This window comes from Pseudomonas sp. PS01270 (genome assembly GCF_029959775.1).
Classification (GTDB): domain Bacteria; phylum Pseudomonadota; class Gammaproteobacteria; order Pseudomonadales; family Pseudomonadaceae; genus Aquipseudomonas; species Aquipseudomonas atacamensis.
The window spans coordinates 20175-43112 of record NZ_JASCPT010000036.1 but is presented as its reverse complement, the minus strand read 5'-3'; the positions used below and the strand labels follow the sequence as shown (position 1 = coordinate 43112).

The window sequence follows — 22938 nt, the reverse complement described above, 5'->3', positions numbered from 1 at the left end:
AGCTCGCTCCCACAGTGGACGTGCAGTGACTGCAAATCTGGTGTCAGGCGCAAATCAAATGTGGGAGCGAGCTTGCTCGCGAAGGCGGCGCAATGGGCGCCACAGCAATCAGCGGCGGTTAGCCCACCGCTGGCGCAACCACTCCAGATCTTCCGGCCGGGTGACCTTGAGGTTATCCGCCCGCCCTTCGATCAGACGCGGTGCCAGACCGGCCCATTCCATCGCCGAAGCCTCATCGGTTATCACCGCATCCGCAACCAGGCTGTCGGCCAACGCCCGATGCAACGCGCCGAGGCGAAACATCTGCGGCGTATACGCCTGCCAGATCACGCTGCGATCCACCGTTTCAACCACACGTCCGTTGTTATCAACGCGTTTGAGCGTGTCGCGAGCGGGCACCGCCAACAGACCACCGACCGGGTCATCCGCGAGTTCGGCAAGCAACTTGTCGAGATCATCGCGACTCAGATTTGGCCGGGCCGCATCGTGCACCAGCACCCAGTCGTCATCGTCGGCACCTTGCGCATGCAGATGCAGCAAGGCGTTTAGCACCGAAGCGGAACGCTCCGCCCCGCCATCAACCCGCTGAATGCGCGGATCGTTGACGCATGCCAGATTCGGCCAATAGGGATCTTCGACAGCAAGACTGACCACCAGGCCCTTGAGGCTCGGGTGATCGAGGAAACAGCCGAGGCTGTGTTCGAGAATTGTGCGCCCGCCCAGTTGCAGATATTGCTTGGGACGGTCCGCGGCCATTCGGGCACCGACGCCCGCGGCAGGAATCACGGCCCAGAAGGCCGGCAGGGAATCGATCATTGGGCCAGCTGGTAAAGGGTTTCGCCATCCTTGACCATGCCCAGTTCGTGACGAGCCCGCTCTTCAACGGTCTCCATGCCTTTCTTCAGCTCGCTGACTTCAGCGTCCATCACCCGGTTGCGCTCCAGCAGGCCTTCGTTTTCGGCATGTTGCTCGGCGATCTGCTGTTTCAGCTCGGCGACCTGCGCCAGACTGCCATTGCCCACCCACAGGCGGTACTGCAGACCGGCCAGCAGCAAGAGCAAAACAAGAAACAACCAGTAAGGACTGCGCATCGAATATCAGGTATCCAGTGAAAAAAGACAGCCACGCATAATGTTGCAGCATCTGATAGCACGAAGCCTGGAAAGATCCAGGCTTGTGCTTAAGGCATCAGATTAGTGGCAAATCCATCGCTGTCACGACTTTTCCGACACAATCCGGTGTCCTTTGATCAGGTTGCGCTTAACCGCGGAACTCGGCACGGCCGTTGTACTTGGCCTTGCCGTTCAACTGCTCTTCGATACGCAGCAGTTGGTTGTACTTGGAAACGCGGTCGGAGCGGCACAGCGAACCGGTCTTGATCTGGCCAGCCGAGGTGCCCACAGCCAGGTCGGCAATGGTCGAATCTTCGGTTTCGCCGGAGCGGTGCGAGATCACGGCGGTGTAACCGGCAGCCTTGGCCATCTGGATGGCTTCCAGGGTTTCGGTCAGGGTGCCGATCTGGTTGAACTTGATCAGGATCGAGTTGGCGATCTTTTTATCGATGCCTTCTTTGAGGATCTTGGTATTGGTCACGAACAGGTCGTCGCCCACCAGCTGGGTATTCTCGCCGATCTTGTCGGTGAGGATTTTCCAGCCAGCCCAGTCGGATTCGTCCAGACCGTCTTCGATGGAGATGATCGGGTAACGCTCGGTCAGGCCTTTGAGGTAGTCGGCGAAACCTTCAGCAGTGAACACCTGGCCTTCACCGGACAGGTTGTACTTGCCGTCTTCGTAGAACTCGCTCGCGGCGCAGTCCAGTGCCAGGGTCACGTCGGTGCCCAGCTTGTAACCGGCGTTGGCCACAGCTTCGGAGATCACTTTCAGCGCGTCTTCGTTGGAAGCCAGGTTCGGTGCGAAACCGCCTTCGTCGCCAACGGCGGTGCTCAGGCCACGGGCCTTCAGCACGGCTTTCAAGTGATGGAAAATCTCGGTGCCCATGCGCAGACCTTCCGAGAAAGACTTGGCGCCGACTGGCTGGACCATGAATTCCTGGATGTCGACGTTGTTATCGGCGTGCTCGCCACCGTTGATGATGTTCATCATCGGGACCGGCATCGAGTACACACCCGGGGTGCCGTTGAGGTTGGCGATGTGTGCGTACAGCGGCAGATCCTGATCCTGCGCAGCTGCCTTGGCCGCAGCCAGGGACACGGCGAGGATGGCGTTGGCGCCCAGGGTCGCTTTGTTTTCGGTACCGTCGAGCTTGATCATCGCTTGGTCGAGGGCTTTCTGGTCGCTCGGGTCGGTGCCCAGCAGCAGATCGCGGATCGGACCGTTGATGTTGGCTACCGCCTTGAGCACGCCCTTGCCCAGGTAACGGCTCTTGTCGCCATCACGCAGCTCGAGCGCTTCACGCGAGCCAGTGGATGCACCGGACGGCGCGCAGGCGCTGCCGATGATGCCGTTGTCGAGAAGCACGTCCGCTTCCACGGTGGGATTGCCACGGGAGTCGAGAACTTCACGACCTTTGATGTCGACGATTTTTGCCATTGTTGTAAACACTCCAAAGTTGACGAAAACGACGCAGCTAGAGGAAATCTTTATCGTCGGCAAGCGAAGTACAGCGGGCAGACTTGCAGACGACAACGCTCACGCCCGAGGGCATGAGCGACAAATCGTGCGGTACTTTACCGGAGAATCGAGCGTTACGCGGTTTCTACCGTCGGAAAACTCTTCACCAGTTCGTCCAGAGCTTTGAGCTGGGCCAGGAATGGCTCCAGTTTGTCCAGACGCAAGGCGCAAGGGCCGTCGCATTTGGCGTTGTCCGGATCCGGATGCGCTTCGAGGAACAGACCCGCCAGCGACTGGCTCATGCCGGCCTTGGCCAGATCCAGAACCTGGGCACGGCGACCGCCGGCGGAGTCGGCACGACCGCCAGGCATTTGCAGCGAGTGGGTCACGTCGAAGAACACCGGGTATTCGAACTGCTTCATGATGCCGAAGCCGAGCATGTCGACCACGAGGTTGTTGTAGCCGAAGCTCGAACCACGCTCGCAGAGAATCAACTGATCGTTACCGGCTTCCACGCACTTGTTCAGGATGTGTTTCATTTCCTGAGGCGCGAGGAACTGGGCTTTCTTGATATTGATCACGGCATTGGTTTTGGCCATCGCGACAACCAGATCGGTCTGGCGCGACAGGAAGGCCGGCAGCTGAATGATATCGCAGACTTCAGCGACGACCGCAGCCTGGTCCGGCTCGTGGACGTCGGTGATGATCGGCACGCCGAACGCTTGCTTGATGTCCTGGAAGATGCGCATGCCCTCTTCCAGGCCAGGACCGCGATACGAGGTCACAGAAGAACGGTTGGCCTTGTCGAAGCTGGCCTTGAACACGTAAGGGATACCGAGTTTCTCGGTGACCTTCACGTACTCTTCGCAAACCTGCATGGCCATGTCACGGCTTTCCAGCACGTTCATGCCGCCGAACAGCACCATGGGTTTGTCGTTGGCAATCTCGATGTCGCCGACGCGGATGATCTTCTGTGCCATCGGGTTACGCCTTCTTCTGGTGTTGAGCCAACGCGGCTTTGACGAAACCGCTGAACAGCGGATGACCGTCGCGTGGGGTCGAGGTGAACTCAGGGTGGAACTGGCAAGCGACGAACCAAGGATGATCCGGCGCTTCAACCACTTCGACCAGCGCAGCATCGGCGGAGCGACCGGAAATCTTCAGGCCGGCTTCGATGATCTGCGGCAGCAGGTTGTTGTTCACTTCGTAACGGTGACGGTGACGCTCAACGATCACGTCCTTGCCGTAGCAATCATGGACTTTGGAGCCCGGCTCAAGCAGGCAATCCTGTGCGCCGAGACGCATGGTGCCGCCCAGATCGGACGCTTCGGTACGCACTTCGACAGCGCCGGTGGCGTCTTCCCACTCGGTGATCAGACCGACAACCGGATGGCCGCTGGCACGATCGAACTCGGTGGAGTTGGCGTCTTTCCAGCCCAGTACGTTACGGGCGAACTCGATGACCGCCACTTGCATGCCCAGGCAGATGCCGAGGTACGGAACCTTGTTTTCGCGAGCGTACTGAACGGCAGTGATCTTGCCTTCCACGCCACGCAGACCGAAGCCGCCCGGCACCAGAATCGCGTCAACACCTTCGAGCAGCGCAGTGCCCTGGTTCTCGATGTCTTCGGAATCGATGTAGCGCAGGTTGACCTTGGTGCGGTTGCTGATGCCGGCATGGCTCATCGCTTCGATCAGCGACTTGTACGCGTCGAGCAGTTCCATGTACTTGCCGACCATGGCGATGGTCACTTCGTGTTCCGGGTTCAGCTTGGCATCGACCACTGCGTCCCACTCGGACAGATCGGCGCTGCCGCATTGCAAGCCGAAACGCTCAACGACGAAATCGTCCAGACCCTGCGAATGCAGGATGCCCGGGATCTTGTAGATGGTATCGGCGTCTTCCAGCGCGATTACCGCACGCTCTTCAACGTTGGTGAACTGGGCGATCTTGCGACGCGAGGACACATCGATCGGGTGATCGGAACGGCACACCAGCACGTCTGGTTGCAGACCGATCGAACGCAGTTCCTTGACGGAGTGCTGGGTCGGTTTGGTCTTGGTTTCGCCAGCGGTGGCGATGTACGGCACCAGCGTCAGATGCATCAGCATCGCGCGCTTGGCGCCGACTTCGAAACGCAACTGGCGGATGGCTTCGAGGAACGGTTGCGACTCGATGTCACCGACGGTGCCACCGATCTCGACCATCGCCACGTCTGCGTCACCGGCACCCTTGATGATGCGGCGCTTGATTTCGTCGGTGATATGCGGGATTACCTGGATGGTTGCACCCAGGTAGTCGCCACGGCGCTCTTTGCGCAGCACGTGCTCGTAGACACGGCCGGTGGTGAAGTTGTTGTTCTGGGTCATGGTCGTGCGGATGAACCGCTCGTAGTGCCCCAGATCCAGATCGGTCTCGGCGCCGTCGTGGGTGACGAATACTTCACCGTGCTGGAACGGACTCATGGTGCCTGGATCGACGTTGATGTACGGATCCAGCTTCAGCATGGTGACCTTAAGCCCCCGCGCCTCCAGGATAGCCGCCAATGAAGCCGAGGCAATGCCTTTCCCCAATGAAGAAACAACACCGCCCGTGACGAATATGTAGCGCGTCATGAAAAACCCTAGAAGTCTGCGTTAAAGCGGAACGAGCCGCCGGGGAAAGCGAAGGAAGGCCGAAGCCCCCGATCACCTGCATTAATCACAGTGCACCTTTCGAAAAAACCGCCGCGTTGTGACAGACCGGCAGATGAAACACCGGTACGTTGCTCGCTACACATTTTTTGGAATCGCCCAGCAAAGACTGCTTGGTAATCGGCAACTCCTGCAATTCAGGCGAATCCACAGAAGTTGTATCAAGAAGGGAGCGTAGTCTACCGGAATGCTCCTTTCAGCTCAAACCTTGATCTTCGTCTGTTGGCTGCCAGTGCAATGTCCAGCCTTCGTCCATCTGACCAGCAAGACCCGGCAGGTTCGCCACGGCGAGCAACTCTTCGCCACGAAACAGCAGCGGCAATCTGCCACGCACGAAGGCCGGGACCGCGCGCTCGTTGAGCAGACGCTTGAGATCACGGCTGCCGCGCTCAGCCAATTGCATGACCTCACCGCCCTGCCGATAGGCAATACGCAAAGGCCCGGATGGAGCATGCCCGTGGAGCATGACGCGTCCGTTATCCGGCAAGCGTAGCGCTGAAGTCGGGGTCTGCCAGTCGGCGCCGATCACTGGCGTGCGCAACCAATTGCCGCTCAGCCACCAGACGCGACCGGCGCTGCGGTGCAGCTCTCCGTCGGCCAGACGCCAGATCGGTGAAGCGTCGGCGCCGGCATTGCACAGCGTTGTCCAACCCGACCAATGGTCAGCATCTGGCAGCCGGGTCAATGGTTCGAGCCAGTGGCTGAGGGCATTTCGCTGGCGCGCGTCAGACAACGCCCTCAATGGTGTCAGCTCCAGCGATGGCACACCCAGCCAAGCGAATTCATGGGGCGTTTCGGCTTGTGCGAGATCGATCTGCGCCAGCTCATCGAGCAAGCCCTGCGCCTCACGCAGATGCGCAGCCGTTCGCGCCATGCTGGCCTGCGCTTGCGGCCAGCGCTCGGCCAGCAGCGGCATGACTTGATGGCGCAGGTAATTGCGCGAAAACTGCCGGTTCTGGTTCGACGGGTCTTCGATCCAGCGCAACTGATGCGCCTGTGCATAACCTTCCAGCTCAGCACGGCTGACATCCAGCAACGGTCGAACCAGCATGCCCTGCCCCACTGGGCGCTGCTGCGGCATCGCCCCGAGCCCGCGTACACCGGCACCGCGCAACAGCCGAAACAGCAGCGTTTCCGCTTGGTCATCGCGGTGCTGGCCAGTCAGCAACACGTCATTGGTCTGCGTCAGCGAACTGAACGCGGCGTAACGCGCATCCCGCGCCGCCCGCTCCAGGCTCGCCCCGCCCTTTACGGTCACCCGCTTCACTTGCAACGGCACGCCCAGCGCATCGCAAACGGCCTGGCAATGTTGCGGCCACGCATCGGCCGCAGCCTGAAGGCCGTGGTGGATATGAATGGCGCTGAGCGCAGGGAGGGATTCGGTGTTCGCCAGAGTGGCGAGCAGATGCAGGAGGACGGTGGAATCGAGGCCACCGGAGAAGGCGATGCGCCAGTGAGCGACGTGGCGCCAGGGCTCAAGGTTCAGCAGAAGACGGGATGGCAAATCAATCGAGCGTTCACCCATGTCTTTACCCTCGCCGGAAACCAAATGTGGGAGCGAGCTTGCTCGCGAAAGCTGATTAACATTCAACAATTTCGTCGTCTGTTATAACGCCTTCGCGAGCAAGCTCGCTCCCACAGTGTTTTGCATCGTCAGCCAAATCGGCGCTCGATCAGAGACCGTAGCTCATCAGGCGATCGTAACGGCGCTTGAGCAGCGCTTCGTTATCGAACTGCTTGAGCATCGCCAGTTGCGAGCTCAGCTCGGCGCGGATCGAAGCGGCGGCAGCAGCCGGGTCACGATGGGCGCCGCCCAGTGGCTCGCTGATCACTTTGTCGACGATACCCAGGCCTTTCAGACGCTCAGCGGTGATGCCCATCGCTTCAGCGGCATCCGGTGCTTTCTCGGCGGTTTTCCACAGGATCGACGCGCAACCTTCCGGCGAGATCACCGCGTAGGTCGAATATTGCAGCATGTTCAGTTGATCGCAAACGCCGATGGCCAGTGCGCCGCCGGAACCACCCTCACCAATTACAGTGGCGATGATCGGAGTCTTCAGACGCGCCATCACACGCAGGTTCCAGGCAATCGCTTCGCTCTGGTTGCGCTCTTCAGCGTCGATGCCAGGGTAGGCACCCGGGGTGTCGATGAAAGTCAGGATCGGCATCTTGAAGCGCTCGGCCATCTCCATCAGACGGCAGGCCTTGCGGTAGCCTTCCGGACGCGGCATGCCGAAGTTGCGGCGAACTTTCTCACGCACTTCACGGCCCTTCTGGTGGCCAATGATCATCACCGGCTGGTCTTCCAGACGGGCGATACCGCCAACGATGGCAGCGTCGTCGGAGAAGTGACGGTCGCCGTGCAGTTCGTCGAACTCGGTGAAAATGTGCTCGATGTAATCGAGGGTGTAAGGGCGTTTCGGGTGACGCGCCAGACGTGCGATCTGCCAGCTGGTCAGCTTGCCGAAGATATCTTCGGTCAGCGTCTTGCTCTTGTCCTGCAGGCGGGAGATCTCATCGCCGATATTCAGCGAATTGTCATTACCGACCAAGCGCAACTCTTCGATCTTGGCTTGCAGGTCGGCGATCGGCTGTTCGAAATCTAGAAAATTCGGGTTCATAGGCGTCCGTCTTGGGTCGTGTCCCAAGTGAGCTTGGGCCGGCCGGTTGTCTATTCGCGCCCTACCTTAAGGGAGAGGCGCGCTGAGGTCGAGATTAAAAATTCAGGTTGCGGGCAAGCGCAATGATGGCACTTGCCGGTCAACGGTATTGGAGGAAGACGTTGTCTCGCCCGAACTGGTCACGCAGGGCTTGAATCAAGGTATCCGCCGGGTCGATCCGCCAGGTCTCGCCGAACTGCAGCAAGGTCTTCGCATCCGGGCTGGTGTACTCCATGGTCACCGGGCACGCGCCGCGATGACGCTTGAGCAGTTCGCCCAACCAGCGTAGCTGATCGCCTTTGAGATCCTGGGTGTGCAGCTTCAGGCGCAGGCTTTCGGCCAGATTGGTCCGCGCATCCTCCATGCTCATCACCCGCTTGACCCGCAGGCGCAGGCCGCCGGAGAAGTCGTCGTTGCTGACCTCGCCTTCGACCACCACCATCGCGTCGGTCTGCAACAGTGATTGCGCCGAATGGAACGCATCGGCAAACAGCGACGCTTCGATCCGCCCGGAACGGTCGTCGAGGGTGATGAAGCCCATCTTGTCGCCCTTCTTGTTTTTCATCACCCGCAGGGCAATGATCATCCCCGCCACCGTCTGCGTGTCGCGCGCCGGTTTCAGGTCGATGATGCGCTGACGGGCGAAACGGCGGATCTCGCCTTCGTATTCGTCGATCGGGTGACCGGTCAGGTACAGGCCCAGGGTGTCTTTTTCACCCTTGAGGCGTTCCTTGAGGGTCAGTTCCTTGGCTTTGCGATGAGATGCGTAAACGTCGGCGTCTTCTTCGACGAACAAGCCGCCAAACAGGTCGGCGTGGCCAGAGTCGTGGGTCCGCGCAGTCTGCTCGGCCGCCTTGATCGCCTCTTCCATCGCCGCCAGCAATACCGCGCGGTTACGGTCGATGTTGGCCTGATAGGCCTTTTGTTCGTCGTGGAAATACGGGCCGAGGCGATCCAGCGCGCCGCTGCGAATCAAGCCATCAAGAGTTCGTTTGTTGATGCGCTTGAGGTCGACCCGCGCGCAGAAATCGAACAGATCCTTGAACGGACCGGCCTGACGCGCTTCGGTGATCGCTTCCACCGGACCTTCACCGACACCCTTGATCGCGCCGAGGCCATAAACGATACGGCCGTCGTCGTTCACCGTGAACTTGAACTCCGAAGTGTTCACGTCCGGCGCGTCGAGGCGCAGCTTCATCGTCCGCACTTCTTCGATCAAGGTCACGACCTTGTCGGTGTTGTGCATATCCGCCGAGAGTACCGCGGCCATGAACGGCGCCGGGTAGTGAGCTTTCAGCCACGCGGTCTGGTACGACACCAGGCCGTAAGCGGCGGAGTGGGATTTGTTGAAGCCGTAACCGGCGAACTTTTCCACCAGGTCGAAAATGTTACCGGCAAGATCCGCATCGATCCCGTTGGTCGCGCAACCCTCAATGAAACCGCCGCGCTGCTTGGCCATTTCTTCAGGCTTTTTCTTACCCATCGCTCGACGCAGCATGTCCGCACCGCCGAGGGTGTAACCGGCCATGACCTGAGCAATCTGCATCACCTGTTCCTGATACAGGATGATGCCGTAAGTCGGCGCGAGTACCGGCTTCAGGCCGTCATACTGGTAGTCCGAGTGCGGATACGCCAGTTCGGCGCGACCGTGCTTACGGTTGATGAAGTCGTCCACCATGCCCGATTGCAGCGGGCCCGGACGGAACAGTGCCACCAGTGCGATCAAGTCTTCCAGGCAGTCGGGCTTGAGCTTTTTGATCAGCTCTTTCATGCCTCGCGATTCAAGCTGGAACACCGCCGTGGTTTCGGCTTTTTGCAGCAACTGGTAGGTCGGCTTGTCGTCCAGCGGGATAAAGGCGATATCCAGCGGCGGCTCGTTGACCTTGGCGCGGTCGCGGTTGATGGTTTTCAGCGCCCAGTCGATGATCGTCAGGGTACGCAGGCCGAGGAAGTCGAACTTCACCAGACCGGCGGCCTCAACGTCGTCCTTGTCGAACTGGGTCACCAGACCGTCACCGGCCTCGTCGCAATAGATCGGCGAGAAGTCGGTCAGTTTGGTCGGCGCGATTACCACACCACCGGCGTGTTTGCCGACGTTACGCACCACGCCCTCGAGTTTGCGCGCCATCTCCCAGATTTCCGCCGCTTCTTCATCGACCTTGATGAAGTCGCGCAGGATTTCTTCCTGTTCGTAGGCTTTTTCCAGGGTCATGCCGACTTCGAACGGAATCATCTTCGACAGGCGATCCGCCAGGCCATAGGACTTGCCCTGCACCCGCGCCACGTCACGGACCACAGCCTTGGCGGCCATGGAACCGAAGGTGATGATCTGGCTCACCGCATTGCGGCCGTATTTCTCGGCCACGTAATCGATCACCCGGTCACGGCCGTCCATGCAGAAGTCGACGTCGAAGTCGGGCATCGAGACCCGTTCCGGGTTGAGGAAACGTTCGAACAGCAGGTCATATTCCAGCGGGTCGAGGTCGGTGATCTTCTGTACGTAAGCCACCAGCGAACCGGCACCCGACCCACGGCCCGGACCTACCGGTACGCCGTTGTTCTTGGCCCACTGGATAAAGTCCATCACGATCAGGAAGTAACCGGGGAAGCCCATCTGGATGATGATATCCAGCTCGAAATTCAAGCGGTCGACGTAGACCTGGCGCTTGGCTTCGTAGTCTTCGGTGGTGTCCTTGGGCAGCAGCACCGCCAGGCGTTCTTCGAGCCCTTCGAAGGAGACCTTGCGGAAATATTCGTCGATGGTCATGCCATCGGGAATCGGGAAGTTGGGCAGGAAGTGCGTGCCCAGCTTCACTTCGATGTTGCAGCGCTTGGCGATCTCGACGGTGTTTTCGATGGCGTCGGGAATATCGCTGAACAGCTCGAGCATTTCCTCGGCGCTTTTCAGGTATTGCTGATCGCTGTAATTCTTCGAGCGGCGCGGGTCATCGAGGGCGCGGCCCTCACCGATGCACACGCGGGTTTCGTGTGCGGCGAAGTCTTCCTGCTTGATGAAACGCACATCGTTGGTCGCCACCAGCGGCGCACCGAGCTTGTCGGCCAGCGCCACGGCGCCGTGCAGTTGCTCTTCATCGTTGGGGCGGTTGGTGCGCTGGATTTCCAGATAGAAGCGATCCGGGAACACCGCCATCCACTCGCGGGCCAGCGATTCGGCTTCCGCCGGGTTGCCGCCGATCATGGCCATGCCGATCTCGCCTTCTTTGGCGGCGGACAGCATGATCAAACCTTCGTTGGCCTCGGCCACCCATTCGCGCTCGACGATGACCATGCCGTTGCGCTGGCCTTCGATGAAGCCGCGCGAGATCAGCTCGGTGAGATTGCGATAACCCTGAGCGTTCATCACCAGCAGGCTGAGGCGGCTCAGCGGTGCATCCGGGTCCTTGTTCGCCAGCCACAGGTCGGCGCCGCAAATCGGCTTGATGCCGGCGCCCATGGCGTTTTTATAGAACTTGACCAGGGAACACATGTTGTTCTGGTCGGTGACCGCGACCGCCGGCATGTTCATGGCGGTCAGCGCTTTGACCAGCGGCTTGATCCGCACCAGCCCGTCGACCAGGGAGTATTCAGTGTGCAGGCGTAGATGAACGAATGAAGCCGGCATAGTGATCCTGTCCAGTTACATAGAGACAACGAGGCCCGGATTGTACCGGGCCTCGAATAAAACATCAGCCTTGCGCCTAAACCTGCGTCAGGCTTTCCCGCGCCTCGTAAGCCAGGCGTACCGGGGCGAACGAGCGGCGGTGAATCGGCGTCGGGCCGAGCCGCGCCAGCGCTTCCAGATGAACGGGCGTCGGATAGCCTTTGTGGCCACCGATGCCGTAGCCCGGGTAGATCAATTCGAACGCCGCCATTTCGCGGTCACGACTGACCTTGGCCAGAATCGACGCCGCCGCGATCGCCGGCACCTTGCCGTCGCCCTGAATCACCGCCTCGGCACGCATCGGCAAATGCGGGCAGCGGTTACCGTCGATCATCGCCAGCTTCGGCTGAATATGCAGACCGGCAACCGCGCGCTGCATGGCCAGCATGGTCGCGTGGAGGATATTCAGATCGTCGATTTCTTCAACTTCGGCGCGGGCAATACACCAGCTCAGGGCTTTCTCGCAGATCTCGTCGTAGAGCTTTTCGCGCTTGGCTTCGGTGAGCTTTTTCGAATCGTCGAGGCCGAGGATAGGCCGGTTCGGATCGAGAATCACTGCTGCCGTTACCACCGCACCGCACAACGGGCCACGACCGACTTCATCAACACCGGCGACCAGTTCTTCGACTTCGGCTACCAGAGTGAAATCCAGGCCCATTTGCATGCTTGTCTTGCTCATTGTGTTTTGCCGATCAGGTCAAGGACGGCTTGCGCCGCCTGATTGGAAGCATCGCGCCGCAGCGTTCGGTGGATCTCGTCGAAACCGCGCGTCTGTTCATCACCGCCATCGATCAAGGGCGACAGTGTCTGCGCCAAGGCTTCGACAGTCGCATCATCCTGCAACAACTCCGGCACCAGCAAGCGCTGAGCGAGCAAATTGGGCAGCGACACGTACGGGCTCTTGACCATGCGTTTGAGAATCCAGAACGTCAGCGGCGCCAACCGATACGCCACCACCATCGGCCGCTTGTACAGCAGCGCTTCAAGGGTAGCAGTGCCGGAGGCGATCAACACGGCGTTGCACGCGGCGAGGGCCAAGTGGGATTTACCGTCGAGCAAGGTTACTGGCAAATCCCGGCCAGCAAGCAAGGCCTCGAGTTGCACCCGGCGGTCCGGGTTTGCACAAGGCATGACAAAGCGCACGCCAGGACGCATGGCGCGCAGACGTTCGGCAGTGTCGAGGAACAGCGCACCGAGGCGACTGACTTCACCGCCACGGCTGCCCGGCATCAACGCTACCAGCGGACCGTCGGGCAAACCCAGCTCGGCGCGGGCAGCGGCGCGATCGGCTTGCAGCGGAATGGTATCGGCCAAGGTGTGACCGACGAAACGCACCGGCACGCCTTTCTCTTCATAGAATTTCGCTTCGAACGGCAACAGGGTCAGCATCAGATCGCAGCCTTCGCGGATCTTCAGCACCCGTTTCTGCCGCCATGCCCACACCGACGGACTGACGTAATGCACGGTCTTGATCCCGGCCTGACGCAGCTTGAGTTCGATATTGAGGTTGAAATCCGGCGCGTCGATGCCGATGAACACGTCAGGTTTCGCGGCAATCAGTGTGGCAATCAGCTCTTTGCGGCGCTTGAGCAATTCACGCAGCCGCCCGAGGACTTCGACCAGGCCCATGACCGACAGGCGTTCCATGGGGAAATACGAGGTCAGGCCTTCGGCCTGCATCAGCGGACCGCCGACACCGATGAACTCGACTGCCGGGTGCTGAGCCTTGAGCGCACGCATGAGGCCGGCGCCGAGAATGTCACCGGAAGCCTCACCCGCCACCAGCGCGATACGCAGACTGGCCATGATCAGCGGGTGATGCCGCGAGTCGACGCCTGGATCGAATCGCGGAACACGGCGACTTCAGGGAACTGCGCAGACGACTCGGCCAGTTCGGCCAACGCCTGCTCGACCGTCAGGCCCTGGCGATAGACCGTCTTGTAGGCGCGGCGCAGCGCATGAATTGCGTCTTCGCTGAAACCGCGACGGCGCATGCCTTCGAAGTTCATGCTGCGCGCTTCGGCCGGGTTGCCGAACACGGTGACGAACGCCGGAACATCCTTGCCGATCGCCGTGCCCATGCCGGAAAAGCTGTGGGCGCCGATGTGGCAGTACTGATGCACCAGGGTGAAACCGGAGAGGATCGCCCAGTCGTCAACGTGTACATGCCCGGCCAACGCAGTGTTGTTGACCAGAATGCAGTGGTTGCCGATGACGCTGTCATGGCCGATGTGGGCATAGGCCATGATCAGGTTGTGATCACCCAGGGTGGTTTCCGAACGGTCCTGCACGGTGCCACGGTGAATGGTCACGCCTTCACGAATGACGTTGTGGTCGCCGATCACCAGGCGGGTTTCCTCGCCTTTGTACTTCAGATCCGGGGTGTCTTCGCCTACCGAAGAAAACTGGTAGATGCGATTGTGCTTACCAATGCGGGTCGGCCCCTTGAGGATCACGTGCGGCCCGATCACGGTACCCTCGCCGATTTCCACACCTGCGCCGATGATCGACCACGGGCCGACCTCGACGCCGTCAGCCAGAACGGCGGACGGATCGATGATTGCGCGAGGGTCAATCAAACTCATACTTTCTGTTCCGCGCAGATGATTTCTGCCGAGCAGACCGGCTTGCCGTCCACCGAAGCCTGGCACTCGAACTTCCAGATCTTGCGCTTGCAGCTGATGAAGGTCGCTTCAAGGATCAACTGATCGCCCGGCTTGACTGGCTGGCGGAAGCGCAGCTTGTCGGAACCGACGAAGTAATACAGGGTGCCGTCGGCCGGTTTGACGTCGAGCATCTTGAAACCGAGGATCCCGGCAGCCTGAGCCATCGCTTCGATGATCAGCACGCCCGGCATGATTGGATGCGCAGGGAAGTGACCGTTGAAGAACGGCTCATTGATGCTGACATTCTTGTAGGCGCGAATTCGCTTGCCTTCAGTGTCCAGTTCCACCACCCGGTCCACCAGCAGGAACGGGTAACGGTGAGGCAGGTATTCGCGAATCTCGTTGATGTCCATCATTTCAGGGGAAAGCCTATGTAAAGATTGGGAGCGCGACTGACGCGCACTCCTCTAGCAAATCAAGGAGGCAGTCCAGAGGCTGTGCACACTTGATATGGAAATGGTATCAGCCATCAGATGAAGCATTGCCGTCAGGGGTCACTTCCCCAACGCGCTTTTCCAGCTGTTTCAACCGTCGCGCGATGTCATCGAGCTGACGGATGCGGGCCGCGCTTTTGCGCCATTCGGCCGCCGGTTGCATGGCTGTGCCGGAAGAATAGGCGCCCGGCTCGGTAATCGAGTGGGTCACCATGGTCATCCCGGTCAGGAAAACGTTGTCGCAAATGTCAATGTGGCCGACCAGACCAACACCGCCGGCGAGCATGCAGTGCTTGCCGATTTTGGTGCTGCCGGAAATGCCGACGCACGCGGCCATGGCGGTGTGATCACCGACCTGGACGTTGTGCGCGATCTGAATCTGGTTGTCGAGCTTCACGCCATTGCCAATCACGGTATCGGCCAGAGCGCCGCGGTCGATGGCGGTGTTCACGCCGATCTCGACATCGTCGCCGATGGTCACGCCACCGATCTGGGCGATTTTCTGCCAGACGCCTTTTTCGTTGGCGAAGCCGAAGCCCTCACCGCCGATCACTGCGCCGGACTGAATAACCACACGCTTGCCGATGCGCACATCGTGATACAGCGTGACGCGCGGAGCGAGCCAGCCGCCTTCACCGATTTCGCTGCGCGCGCCGACTACGCAATGCGCGCCCAGCGTGACCTGTGCAGCGATTCGCGCACCGGCTTCGATCACCACGAACGGACCGATGCTGGCACTCGGGTCAACCACCGCGTCCGCCGCGATCACCGCTGTCGGATGAATCCCGCCAGCCGCTTTTGGCTTTGGATCGAACAGATGCGAGATGCGTGCATAGGCCAGGTAAGGGTCCGGCACCACCAAGGCATTACCTGCGAAACCTTCGGCGTCGGCTTCCTTGAGCAGCAGTGCAGCTGCTTGAGAACCGGCCAGGTATTTGCGGTATTGGGGATTTGCCAGAAAGCTCAACTGAGCTGGGCCAGCCTCTTGCAAAGTGGCTAGCCCAGTAATTTGCGTCTCGGGGTCGCCACGCAGGGTGGCGCCGAGGTGCTCGGCCAACTGGCCGAGCCTGATAGTCACGGTCATGGGTTACTTCAGCTGATTCATGCGCTCGATAACCTGGCGCGTGATGTCGTACTGAGGCTTGACATCGATGACTGCGCCACGCTCGAACACCAGATCAAAACCACCCTTCTTGATGACTTCTTCCACAGCGCTGTCCAGCTTCGGCTTCAGCTGCTTGAGCATTTCACGGTCAGCAACGGCCTTGGCTTCGTTCAGCTCCTTGGACTGGAACTGGAAGTCGCGGGCCTTTTGCTTGAATTCCAGCTCCAGACGCTCACGCTCGCCCTGCTGCATTTTGTCGCCACCGGCCATCAGACGGTCCTGAATGCCTTTGGCGCTGCTTTCCAGGGTTTTCAGCTTGGTCAGTTGCGGACCGAACTTCTTCTCGGCATCCACGGCGTACTTCTTCGCCGCGTCGGATTCCAGCAGTGCCATCTGATAGTTCAGCACGGCAATTTTCATGTCGGCGAACGCCGGGCCTGCCACCAGTACGGAGGCCAGGAGAACCAATTGAGTCAACTTACGCACGATGCACTCCTACAAAATCCATTGTCGTTGTCTTGGGTCAGACGCTTAGAACGTCTGGCCGAGGGAGAATTGGAACACTTGAGTTTCAGCGTCATCCGGTTTCTTGACCGGCATCGCCAGCGCAAAGCTCAAAGGACCCAGTGCGGTGACCCAGGTCACGCCGACACCTACGGAACTGGCCATGTTGCTCAGGCTGATGTCGTTGCACTTGGTGTTGGACGACGAACCATTGGCGTTCGTAGTGTCCTTGCACTGCGAGTCAAACACGTTACCGACATCCCAGAAGACCGAAGTACGCAGGGACCGCTGATCCTTGACGAATGGCAGCGGGAACAGAACTTCTACACCGCCCTGGATCAGGACGTTACCACCGAACGGCAGCGGATCCTGGTCCGGGTCGGCGATAGTGCCCGGGTTGTTACCACGGCTCGGCGTACTGCGCGGGCCGAGGGTGCTGTCCTTGAAGCCACGAACCGAGTTGAAACCACCGGCATAGTAGTTTTCATAGAACGGCAAACCATCGGTCGAACCGTAACCATCGCCATAACCGAGTTCGGAGTGCAGGCGCAGTGTGTAGTTTTCGGTGATCGGCTGGAACAGCTGACCACGGTAGTCAAGTTTGAAGAACGACAGGTCGCTGCCAGGAATGGTGGTTTCCAGGGTCAGGCTCTGGGAACGACCACGGGTCGGCAACACGCCTTTGTTCAGGGTCGACTCGGACCAACCGGCCGAGGCCTTGAAGTTCAGGTAGTTGTCGCCTTCCTTCTCGACGAAATCGAAAATCTCGTCAACGGTATAGCGACCGGTGTTGATCTTGTCCTGCTGGGCAGACAGACCGAAGGTCAGACGCGAAGTCTCACTGATCGGGTAGCCGACGTTGACGCCCGCACCGAGGCTGTCTACCGCATAGCTGGAAATATCAGCATCGAGTTCATCGTAGTCGGTGGTGCGATAGAACGCGTTGTAACCCAGGCTCACGCCATCAGCGGTCCAGTAGGGGTCAACGTAGCCGAAGTTGTAGCGGCTCTGGTATTCGCTGCGGGTCAGGCCGATGCTGACGCGGTTACCGGTACCGAGGAAGTTGTTCTGGGTGATCGAACCACCGAGGATCAAACCGGCGCTCTGGGCGAAACCGACGCTGGCGGTGATCGAACCGGAAGCCTGTTCTTCAACGGCGTAGTTCACATCGACCTGGTCGTCGACACCTGGCACGGCCGGGGTTTCAACGTTGACTTCCTTGAAGAAGCCCAGGCGCTCCAGACGGGTCTTGGACTGGTCAATCAGGTAGGTCGAAGCCCAGCCACCTTCCATCTGACGCATTTCACGACGCAGCACTTCGTCCTCGGACTTGGTGTTGCCACGGAAATTGATGCGGTTGACGTAGGCACGCTTGCCCGGATCGACAGCGAAGAGGATGTCCACAGTGTGGTCATCATCGTGCGGCTGAGGCACGCCGTTGACGTTGGCGAAGGTGTAGCCCTCGTTACCCAGACGACGGGTGATCAGCTCGGAGGTGGTGGTCATCAGCTTGCGCGAGAACACCTGGCCCTTCTGCACGAGCAACAGCGACTTGATCTGGTCTTCAGGGACTTTCAGGTCACCGCTGAGCTTGACGTCACGAACGGTGTACTTCTCGCCTTCGGTGACGTTGACAGTAATGTAGACGTGCTTCTTGTCCGGGGTAATCGAGACCTGGGTCGAAGCGATGTCCATGTTGATATAGCCGCGATCCAGATAGTAGGAACGCAGACGCTCCAGGTCACCGGAAAGTTTTTCGCGGGCATATTTGTCATCGTTCTTGAAGAACGACAGCCAGTTGGTGGTTTTCAGTTCGAACAGGTCGGTCAGGTCTTCCTCAGGGAAAACCGTATTGCCTACCACGTTGATGTGCTGAATGGCGGCAACGGTACCTTCGTTGATCTTCACCTTCAGACCCACGCGGTTACGCGGCTGCGAAACCACTTCGGTGTCAACGGTTGCCGAGTAGCGACCCTGGGCGACGTACTGACGTTGCAGTTCGTTACGCACACCCTCAAGGGTGGCGCGCTGGAAGATTTCGCCTTCGGCCAGACCGGATTGCTTCAGGCCCTTCATCAGGTCTTCAGTAGAGATCGCCTTGTTGCCTTCGATCTCGATACTGGCGACCGATGGACGCTCGACCACGGTGATGACCAGAACGTTGCCTTCGCGGCCCAGCTGGATATCTTGAAAGAAACCGGTTTTGAACAACGCACGAGTGGATTCCACCAGGCGACGATCATCCGCCTGCTCGCCGACGTTCAACGGCAAGGCACCAAAGACGCTACCCGCGGAGACCCGCTGGAGGCCATTGACGCGAATATCAGAGATAGTGAAGGACTCGGCGTGAACTTCGGCGATCATCAATACGGTGAGAACCGCAGTTAGCAGCAGACGTTTCATGAAGTCCTTTCTTATTCCAACTGGCAATAAACAAACTGCCGCAAAATGCGGCAGATTCGCAATTCAGCGAAGCGTTACAGTCGACCCAGATCGTTGACCAGAGCAAGCAACATCACCCCGACCACCAAACTGATACCGATCTGTATCCCCCAACCTTGCACCCGATCCGACAAGGGGCGACCACGCACCCACTCGATCAGATAAAACAACAAATGCCCCCCATCCAGTACAGGAATGGGCAGCAAATTCAGAACCCCCAGGCTAATACTCAGATAAGCAAGGAAATTCAGGAAATCAGCGACGCCCGACTGGGCAGAAGCGCCCGCCACTTTAGCAATGGTTATCGGTCCACTCAAGTTTTTTACCGAGAGCTCGCCGAACAGCATTTTCTTCAGTGAATCCAACGTCAGAATGCTCATGGTCCAAGTGCGACGGGCACCCTCGCCAATCGCGGCCAGCGGGCCATAGCTGACTTCGCGGATCATTTCCGGTGGCCAGTCGATGGCTTTGACGCCAGCGCCCAGATAACCGCTTGGCGATTTGCTTTCACCGCGCGCCGCCAGGGTCACAGGGACGTCGATTTGAGCATTGTCGCGATCGATGCGCAGCATGATTTTGGTATCAGGACGCGTACGAACGGTATCGACCACTTGCTGCCAGTCATCGAGCGGCTGGCCATCAAGCGCCAGCAAGCGATCGCCGGTTTTCAGCCCGGCGGCCTGGGCCGGACCTTTCGGGTCCAGCTCGGCAAGCACCGGCGGCAAGGCCGGACGCCAGGGACGAATGCCCAGCGAGCGGATCGGATCCGGCTCGTCGGCACCTTTTAGCCAGTTATCCAGTGCCAGCGTGCGCGGTGATTCTGCCGTCGAACCCTGCTCGCGCACCAGCAATTGAATCGCACCGCTCTCACCGAGACGACGCACCAGTTGCAGATTGACCGCAGCCCAACCGGACGTTGGCTCGCCATCGATCGAGACGATCTCCTGACCCGCGTTCAGACCAGCCTTGGCGGCAATGCTGCCAGACTCGACCGCGCCGATGACCGGACGCACCTGCTCGCTGCCGAGCATCGCCAGCACCCAGAAAAACACCAGCGCCAGCAGGAAGTTGGCAATCGGGCCGGCGGCAACAATAGCAATGCGCTGACGTACCGATTTGCGATTGAACGACTGATCAAGCTGATCGACCGGCACTTCGCCTTCGCGCTCGTCGAGCATCTTGACGTAGCCGCCCAGCGGAATCGCGGCGACCACGAACTCGGTGCCTTGCTTGTCATGCCAGCGCAGCAACGGCATGCCAAAGCCCACGGAGAAACGCAGAACCTTGACGCCACAGCGACGCGCGACCCAGAAGTGGCCGAATTCGTGGAAGGTGACCAGCACACCCAGGGCGATCAGGGTGCCGGCAATCATATAGAGCGCGCTCATCTACTTTCTCCGCAATCCTGTTCAGTGTCGCGTGTCGCCGTTGTGTTGCAAAAACTATCGGCCGTGCCGACTCAACCACTGCTCAGCCAGCAATCGCGCTTTCGCGTCCGCCGTAAATACGGCGTCGAGGTCGTGCAGCGCCACTACCGGCTCCAGATTCAAGACTTCCTCGATGATACTCGCGATTTCCAGGTAGCGAACCCGTCCGTCGAGAAACGCTGCCACGGCCACTTCATTGGCCGCGTTGAGCATCGCCGGCGCGCTGTCGCCAGCTTCGGCCGCCTGACGGGCCAAACGCAGGCAGGGGAAGCGGCTTTCATCGGGCGCCTCAAAATCCAGTCGCGCAATGGCGAACAGATCCAGTGGCGGTACGCCGGAATCGATACGCTCCGGCCAGGCCAGGGCGTTGGCGATCGGTGTGCGCATGTCCGGATTACCCAACTGCGCCAGGACCGAGCCATCGACGTAATCGACCAGAGAATGGATCACGCTTTGCGGATGAATCACCACTTCGACCTGAGACGGTTTGGCATCGAACAACCAGCAGGCTTCGATCAGTTCCAGACCCTTGTTCATCATGCTTGCCGAATCCACGGAGATCTTGCGCCCCATGGACCAGTTCGGATGCGCGCACGCCTGTTCAGGCGAAACATCTGCCAGCTCGGCCATCGGCGTCTGCCGGAAAGGCCCGCCAGAGGCCGTCAGCAAGATCCGCCGCACCCCCACCGAGCTCAAGCCGCGCGCGAAATCCGCGGGCATGCACTGAAAAATCGCGTTGTGCTCACTGTCGATCGGCAGCAGCACCGAGCCGCTTTTGCGCACAGCCTGCATGAACAGAGCGCCGGACATCACCAGCGCTTCCTTGTTGGCCAGCAGAATCTTCTTGCCCGCCTCGACCGCCGCCAGTGTCGGACGCAAACCCGCCGCACCGACGATGGCCGCCATTACTGCATCGACTTCGGGCGCGGAGGCAACCTGACACAGACCCTCCTCGCCTACCAGGACGCGAGTCGGCAAACCGGCTGCACGCAAATCGTCCTGCAACCCGCGCGCTGCGGCCACTTCAGGCACCACGGCAAACTGCGGCACATGACGCACGCACAACGCGAACAACTCACTGAGGCGTGTGAAACCACTCAATGCAAAAACCTGATAACGCTCAGGATGACGGGCAATCACATCCAGGGTGCTCAGACCGATCGAACCGGTCGCACCCAACACGGTAATCTGCTGGGGACGACTCACGGTGCGGCCATCCAGAGCAATACGGCGAACACCGGAATGGCTGCGGTCAGGCTGTCGATGCGATCCAGCACGCCACCATGCCCGGGCAGCAGATTACTGCTGTCCTTGATGCCGGACTGGCGCTTGAACATGCTTTCGGTAAGGTCACCGACCACGGAAATGAAGACGATCACTGCCGCGCCGACCAGGCCTTTGAGCAGCTCGGCCACGGTCCAGTCGCGCACCAGCCCGACAATCGCGGTAATCACCAGACTCAGCGCCAGACCACCGTACACGCCTTCCCAGCTCTTGCCCGGGCTGACCTGCGGCGCGAGCTTGCGCTTGCCGAACTTGCGCCCGGAAAAGTAAGCACCGATGTCCGCGCCCCAGACCAACACCATCACCGCCATGATCAACCAGTTACCCAGCGGGTACTGCTTGATCTGCACCAGACCCTGCCACGCAGGCAGCAGGATCAGCAGACCAATCAGCAGTTTGGTCGCCGCTGTGGACCAGTGCGCGCTGGAGCGTGGATACGTCAGCACCAGATAAGTCGCAATCGCCCACCAGATTACCGATGCACCGAGCACCCAAGGCGCAAGCCCGGGCAGCACGTACATGACAAACAGCATCAAGGCGACCACGGCGGCAAAGCCGACGCGGAACGATTGTGCGGTGAAGCCGGCCAGACGCGCCCATTCCCACGCACCGAGGCTCACCACCAGGCCGATGAAGAGCGCGAAGCCGGCACCCTTGAGCAGGAAAAACCCGCACAAGGCAATCGGCAACAGGATCAGTGCAGTGATGATTCGTTGTTTAAGCATTAAACCCGGGCTCCAGCTTCGACCTGTTCGCTCGTTTTACCGAAGCGACGCTGACGTGAAGCGAAATCGGCCAGCGCGGTGCGCATGGCGTCGTGTTTGAAGTCCGGCCAGAACAGGTCGGAGAAGTACAGCTCGGCGTAGGCCAGCTGCCACAGCAGGAAGTTGCTGATGCGATGCTCGCCACCGGTGCGGATGCACAGGTCAGGCAACGGCAGATCGCCGGTAGCCAGGCAGGTCTGCAGCAGATCCGGAGTGATGTCCTCCGGGCGCAAGTGCCCGGCCTGGACTTCACGCGCCAGACGCTGCGCGGCCTGAGCGATATCCCACTGACCGCCATAATTGGCGGCGATCTGCAGGACAAAGCGGTTGGCACCGACCGTCATGGCCTCGGCCTCGCGCATCGCCGCCTGAAGCTCAGGGTGGAAGCGCGAGCGATCGCCAATGATGCGCAGGCTGATGTTGTTGTCGTTGAGACGCTTGGCCTCACGACGCAGCGCCTTGAAGAACAAATCCATCAAGGCACTGACCTCATCGGCCGGGCGCTGCCAGTTTTCACTGGAGAAGGCGAACAGGGTCAGGACTTCGACCTTGGCCTCAGCGCACACCTCGATCACCGCCCGCACAGCATCCACGCCCGCTTTATGCCCGGCGACACCCGGCATAAAGCGTTTTTTCGCCCAGCGATTATTGCCATCCATGATGATCGCGACATGGCGCGGCACCGCGGACGGCGCAGTCTGCTTGGTCTTGTCCATTTAAAGCTCG

The 22938-nt window shown here is 59.9% G+C and carries 19 protein-coding genes; all 19 read right to left on the bottom strand.

What is annotated here, in order from left to right; translation table 11 throughout:
- Nucleotides 1-108: 108 nt before the first annotated feature.
- Nucleotides 109-816: a 2-C-methyl-D-erythritol 4-phosphate cytidylyltransferase gene (gene ispD, locus QMX86_RS13065; protein ID WP_110645900.1), complete on the bottom strand. Its 708-nt coding sequence runs from the start codon at nt 814-816 to the stop codon at nt 109-111.
- Nucleotides 813-1091 carry a cell division protein FtsB gene (gene ftsB, locus QMX86_RS13060; RefSeq protein ID WP_016771460.1) on the bottom strand — a complete coding sequence of 93 codons (279 nt, stop codon included), beginning with the start codon at nt 1089-1091 and terminating at the stop codon, nt 813-815. Before ftsB ends, ispD begins: the two co-directional genes overlap by 4 nt.
- A 169-nt stretch (nt 1092-1260) precedes the next feature.
- A complete protein-coding gene (eno, locus tag QMX86_RS13055; RefSeq protein ID WP_282384254.1) occupies nt 1261-2550 on the bottom strand; it encodes a phosphopyruvate hydratase in 1290 nt (429 codons plus the stop codon).
- 155 nt (nt 2551-2705) lie between these two features.
- The gene (gene kdsA, locus QMX86_RS13050) at nt 2706-3551 is read right to left on the bottom strand and encodes a 3-deoxy-8-phosphooctulonate synthase (RefSeq protein ID WP_073476037.1); all 846 of its coding nucleotides are present in this window, start codon (nt 3549-3551) and stop codon (nt 2706-2708) included.
- 4 nt (nt 3552-3555) lie between these two features.
- On the bottom strand, nt 3556-5187 hold the full coding sequence (locus QMX86_RS13045) for a CTP synthase (protein ID WP_016771462.1): 1632 nt from the start codon (nt 5185-5187) through the stop codon (nt 3556-3558).
- Nucleotides 5188-5461: 274 nt separating this feature from the next.
- A complete protein-coding gene (gene tilS / locus QMX86_RS13040; protein ID WP_282384250.1) occupies nt 5462-6790 on the bottom strand; it encodes a tRNA lysidine(34) synthetase TilS in 1329 nt (442 codons plus the stop codon).
- A gap of 148 nt (nt 6791-6938) precedes the next feature.
- Entirely contained in the window at nt 6939-7886 is a 948-nt protein-coding gene (locus tag QMX86_RS13035; RefSeq protein WP_016771465.1) for an acetyl-CoA carboxylase carboxyltransferase subunit alpha, read from the bottom strand.
- Between the two features lie 139 nt (nt 7887-8025).
- The gene (gene dnaE / locus QMX86_RS13030) at nt 8026-11547 is read right to left on the bottom strand and encodes a DNA polymerase III subunit alpha (RefSeq protein ID WP_110645898.1); all 3522 of its coding nucleotides are present in this window, start codon (nt 11545-11547) and stop codon (nt 8026-8028) included.
- A 76-nt stretch (nt 11548-11623) separates the two neighbouring features.
- Nucleotides 11624-12250 (bottom strand): ribonuclease HII, encoded by a 627-nt coding sequence (gene rnhB / locus QMX86_RS13025; protein WP_016771466.1) that lies wholly within the window; start codon nt 12248-12250, stop codon nt 11624-11626.
- Nucleotides 12251-12261: 11 nt separating this feature from the next.
- A complete protein-coding gene (gene lpxB / locus QMX86_RS13020) occupies nt 12262-13395 on the bottom strand; it encodes a lipid-A-disaccharide synthase (RefSeq protein ID WP_282384257.1) in 1134 nt (377 codons plus the stop codon).
- Complete coding sequence (lpxA, locus tag QMX86_RS13015; protein WP_073476048.1) at nt 13395-14171, bottom strand: acyl-ACP--UDP-N-acetylglucosamine O-acyltransferase; 777 nt, start codon at nt 14169-14171, stop codon at nt 13395-13397. Before lpxA ends, lpxB begins: the two co-directional genes overlap by 1 nt.
- Nucleotides 14168-14608: a 3-hydroxyacyl-ACP dehydratase FabZ gene (fabZ, locus tag QMX86_RS13010; RefSeq protein WP_016771469.1), complete on the bottom strand. Its 441-nt coding sequence runs from the start codon at nt 14606-14608 to the stop codon at nt 14168-14170. Before fabZ ends, lpxA begins: the two co-directional genes overlap by 4 nt.
- A gap of 106 nt (nt 14609-14714) precedes the next feature.
- The gene (lpxD, locus tag QMX86_RS13005) at nt 14715-15770 is read right to left on the bottom strand and encodes a UDP-3-O-(3-hydroxymyristoyl)glucosamine N-acyltransferase (protein ID WP_056783213.1); all 1056 of its coding nucleotides are present in this window, start codon (nt 15768-15770) and stop codon (nt 14715-14717) included.
- 3 nt (nt 15771-15773) lie between these two features.
- Entirely contained in the window at nt 15774-16277 is a 504-nt protein-coding gene (locus tag QMX86_RS13000; RefSeq protein WP_003222140.1) for an OmpH family outer membrane protein, read from the bottom strand.
- A 45-nt stretch (nt 16278-16322) separates the two neighbouring features.
- The gene (gene bamA / locus QMX86_RS12995; protein WP_073476050.1) at nt 16323-18698 is read right to left on the bottom strand and encodes an outer membrane protein assembly factor BamA; all 2376 of its coding nucleotides are present in this window, start codon (nt 18696-18698) and stop codon (nt 16323-16325) included.
- Nucleotides 18699-18772: 74 nt separating this feature from the next.
- Complete coding sequence (gene rseP / locus QMX86_RS12990; protein WP_282384240.1) at nt 18773-20125, bottom strand: sigma E protease regulator RseP; 1353 nt, start codon at nt 20123-20125, stop codon at nt 18773-18775.
- 54 nt (nt 20126-20179) lie between these two features.
- Nucleotides 20180-21370, bottom strand: a complete 1191-nt coding sequence (gene ispC, locus QMX86_RS12985; RefSeq protein WP_256810343.1) for a 1-deoxy-D-xylulose-5-phosphate reductoisomerase — start codon at nt 21368-21370, stop codon at nt 20180-20182.
- The gene (locus tag QMX86_RS12980) at nt 21367-22173 is read right to left on the bottom strand and encodes a phosphatidate cytidylyltransferase (RefSeq protein ID WP_073476058.1); all 807 of its coding nucleotides are present in this window, start codon (nt 22171-22173) and stop codon (nt 21367-21369) included. Before QMX86_RS12980 ends, ispC begins: the two co-directional genes overlap by 4 nt.
- The gene (gene uppS, locus QMX86_RS12975; protein ID WP_016771475.1) at nt 22173-22928 is read right to left on the bottom strand and encodes a polyprenyl diphosphate synthase; all 756 of its coding nucleotides are present in this window, start codon (nt 22926-22928) and stop codon (nt 22173-22175) included. Before uppS ends, QMX86_RS12980 begins: the two co-directional genes overlap by 1 nt.
- Nucleotides 22929-22938: the final 10 nt, after the last annotated feature.

What these genes read in the sequence shown, in the direction of transcription:
- lpxD (WP_056783213.1), bottom strand. Translation starts at nt 15,770, where the DNA reads ATGACCGTGACTATCAGGCTCGGCCAGTTGGCCGAGCACCTCGGCGCC.
- dnaE (WP_110645898.1), bottom strand. Translation starts at nt 11,547, where the DNA reads ATGCCGGCTTCATTCGTTCATCTACGCCTGCACACTGAATACTCCCTG.
- QMX86_RS13045 (WP_016771462.1), bottom strand. Translation starts at nt 5,187, where the DNA reads ATGACGCGCTACATATTCGTCACGGGCGGTGTTGTTTCTTCATTGGGG.
- ispD (WP_110645900.1), bottom strand. Translation starts at nt 816, where the DNA reads ATGATCGATTCCCTGCCGGCCTTCTGGGCCGTGATTCCTGCCGCGGGC.
- uppS (WP_016771475.1), bottom strand. Translation starts at nt 22,928, where the DNA reads ATGGACAAGACCAAGCAGACTGCGCCGTCCGCGGTGCCGCGCCATGTC.
- fabZ (WP_016771469.1), bottom strand. Translation starts at nt 14,608, where the DNA reads ATGATGGACATCAACGAGATTCGCGAATACCTGCCTCACCGTTACCCG.
- ftsB (WP_016771460.1), bottom strand. Translation starts at nt 1,091, where the DNA reads ATGCGCAGTCCTTACTGGTTGTTTCTTGTTTTGCTCTTGCTGCTGGCC.
- QMX86_RS13035 (WP_016771465.1), bottom strand. Translation starts at nt 7,886, where the DNA reads ATGAACCCGAATTTTCTAGATTTCGAACAGCCGATCGCCGACCTGCAA.
- rnhB (WP_016771466.1), bottom strand. Translation starts at nt 12,250, where the DNA reads ATGCAAATGGGCCTGGATTTCACTCTGGTAGCCGAAGTCGAAGAACTG.
- tilS (WP_282384250.1), bottom strand. Translation starts at nt 6,790, where the DNA reads ATGGGTGAACGCTCGATTGATTTGCCATCCCGTCTTCTGCTGAACCTT.
- QMX86_RS12980 (WP_073476058.1), bottom strand. Translation starts at nt 22,173, where the DNA reads ATGCTTAAACAACGAATCATCACTGCACTGATCCTGTTGCCGATTGCC.
- bamA (WP_073476050.1), bottom strand. Translation starts at nt 18,698, where the DNA reads ATGAAACGTCTGCTGCTAACTGCGGTTCTCACCGTATTGATGATCGCC.
- kdsA (WP_073476037.1), bottom strand. Translation starts at nt 3,551, where the DNA reads ATGGCACAGAAGATCATCCGCGTCGGCGACATCGAGATTGCCAACGAC.
- eno (WP_282384254.1), bottom strand. Translation starts at nt 2,550, where the DNA reads ATGGCAAAAATCGTCGACATCAAAGGTCGTGAAGTTCTCGACTCCCGT.
- rseP (WP_282384240.1), bottom strand. Translation starts at nt 20,125, where the DNA reads ATGAGCGCGCTCTATATGATTGCCGGCACCCTGATCGCCCTGGGTGTG.
- lpxA (WP_073476048.1), bottom strand. Translation starts at nt 14,171, where the DNA reads ATGAGTTTGATTGACCCTCGCGCAATCATCGATCCGTCCGCCGTTCTG.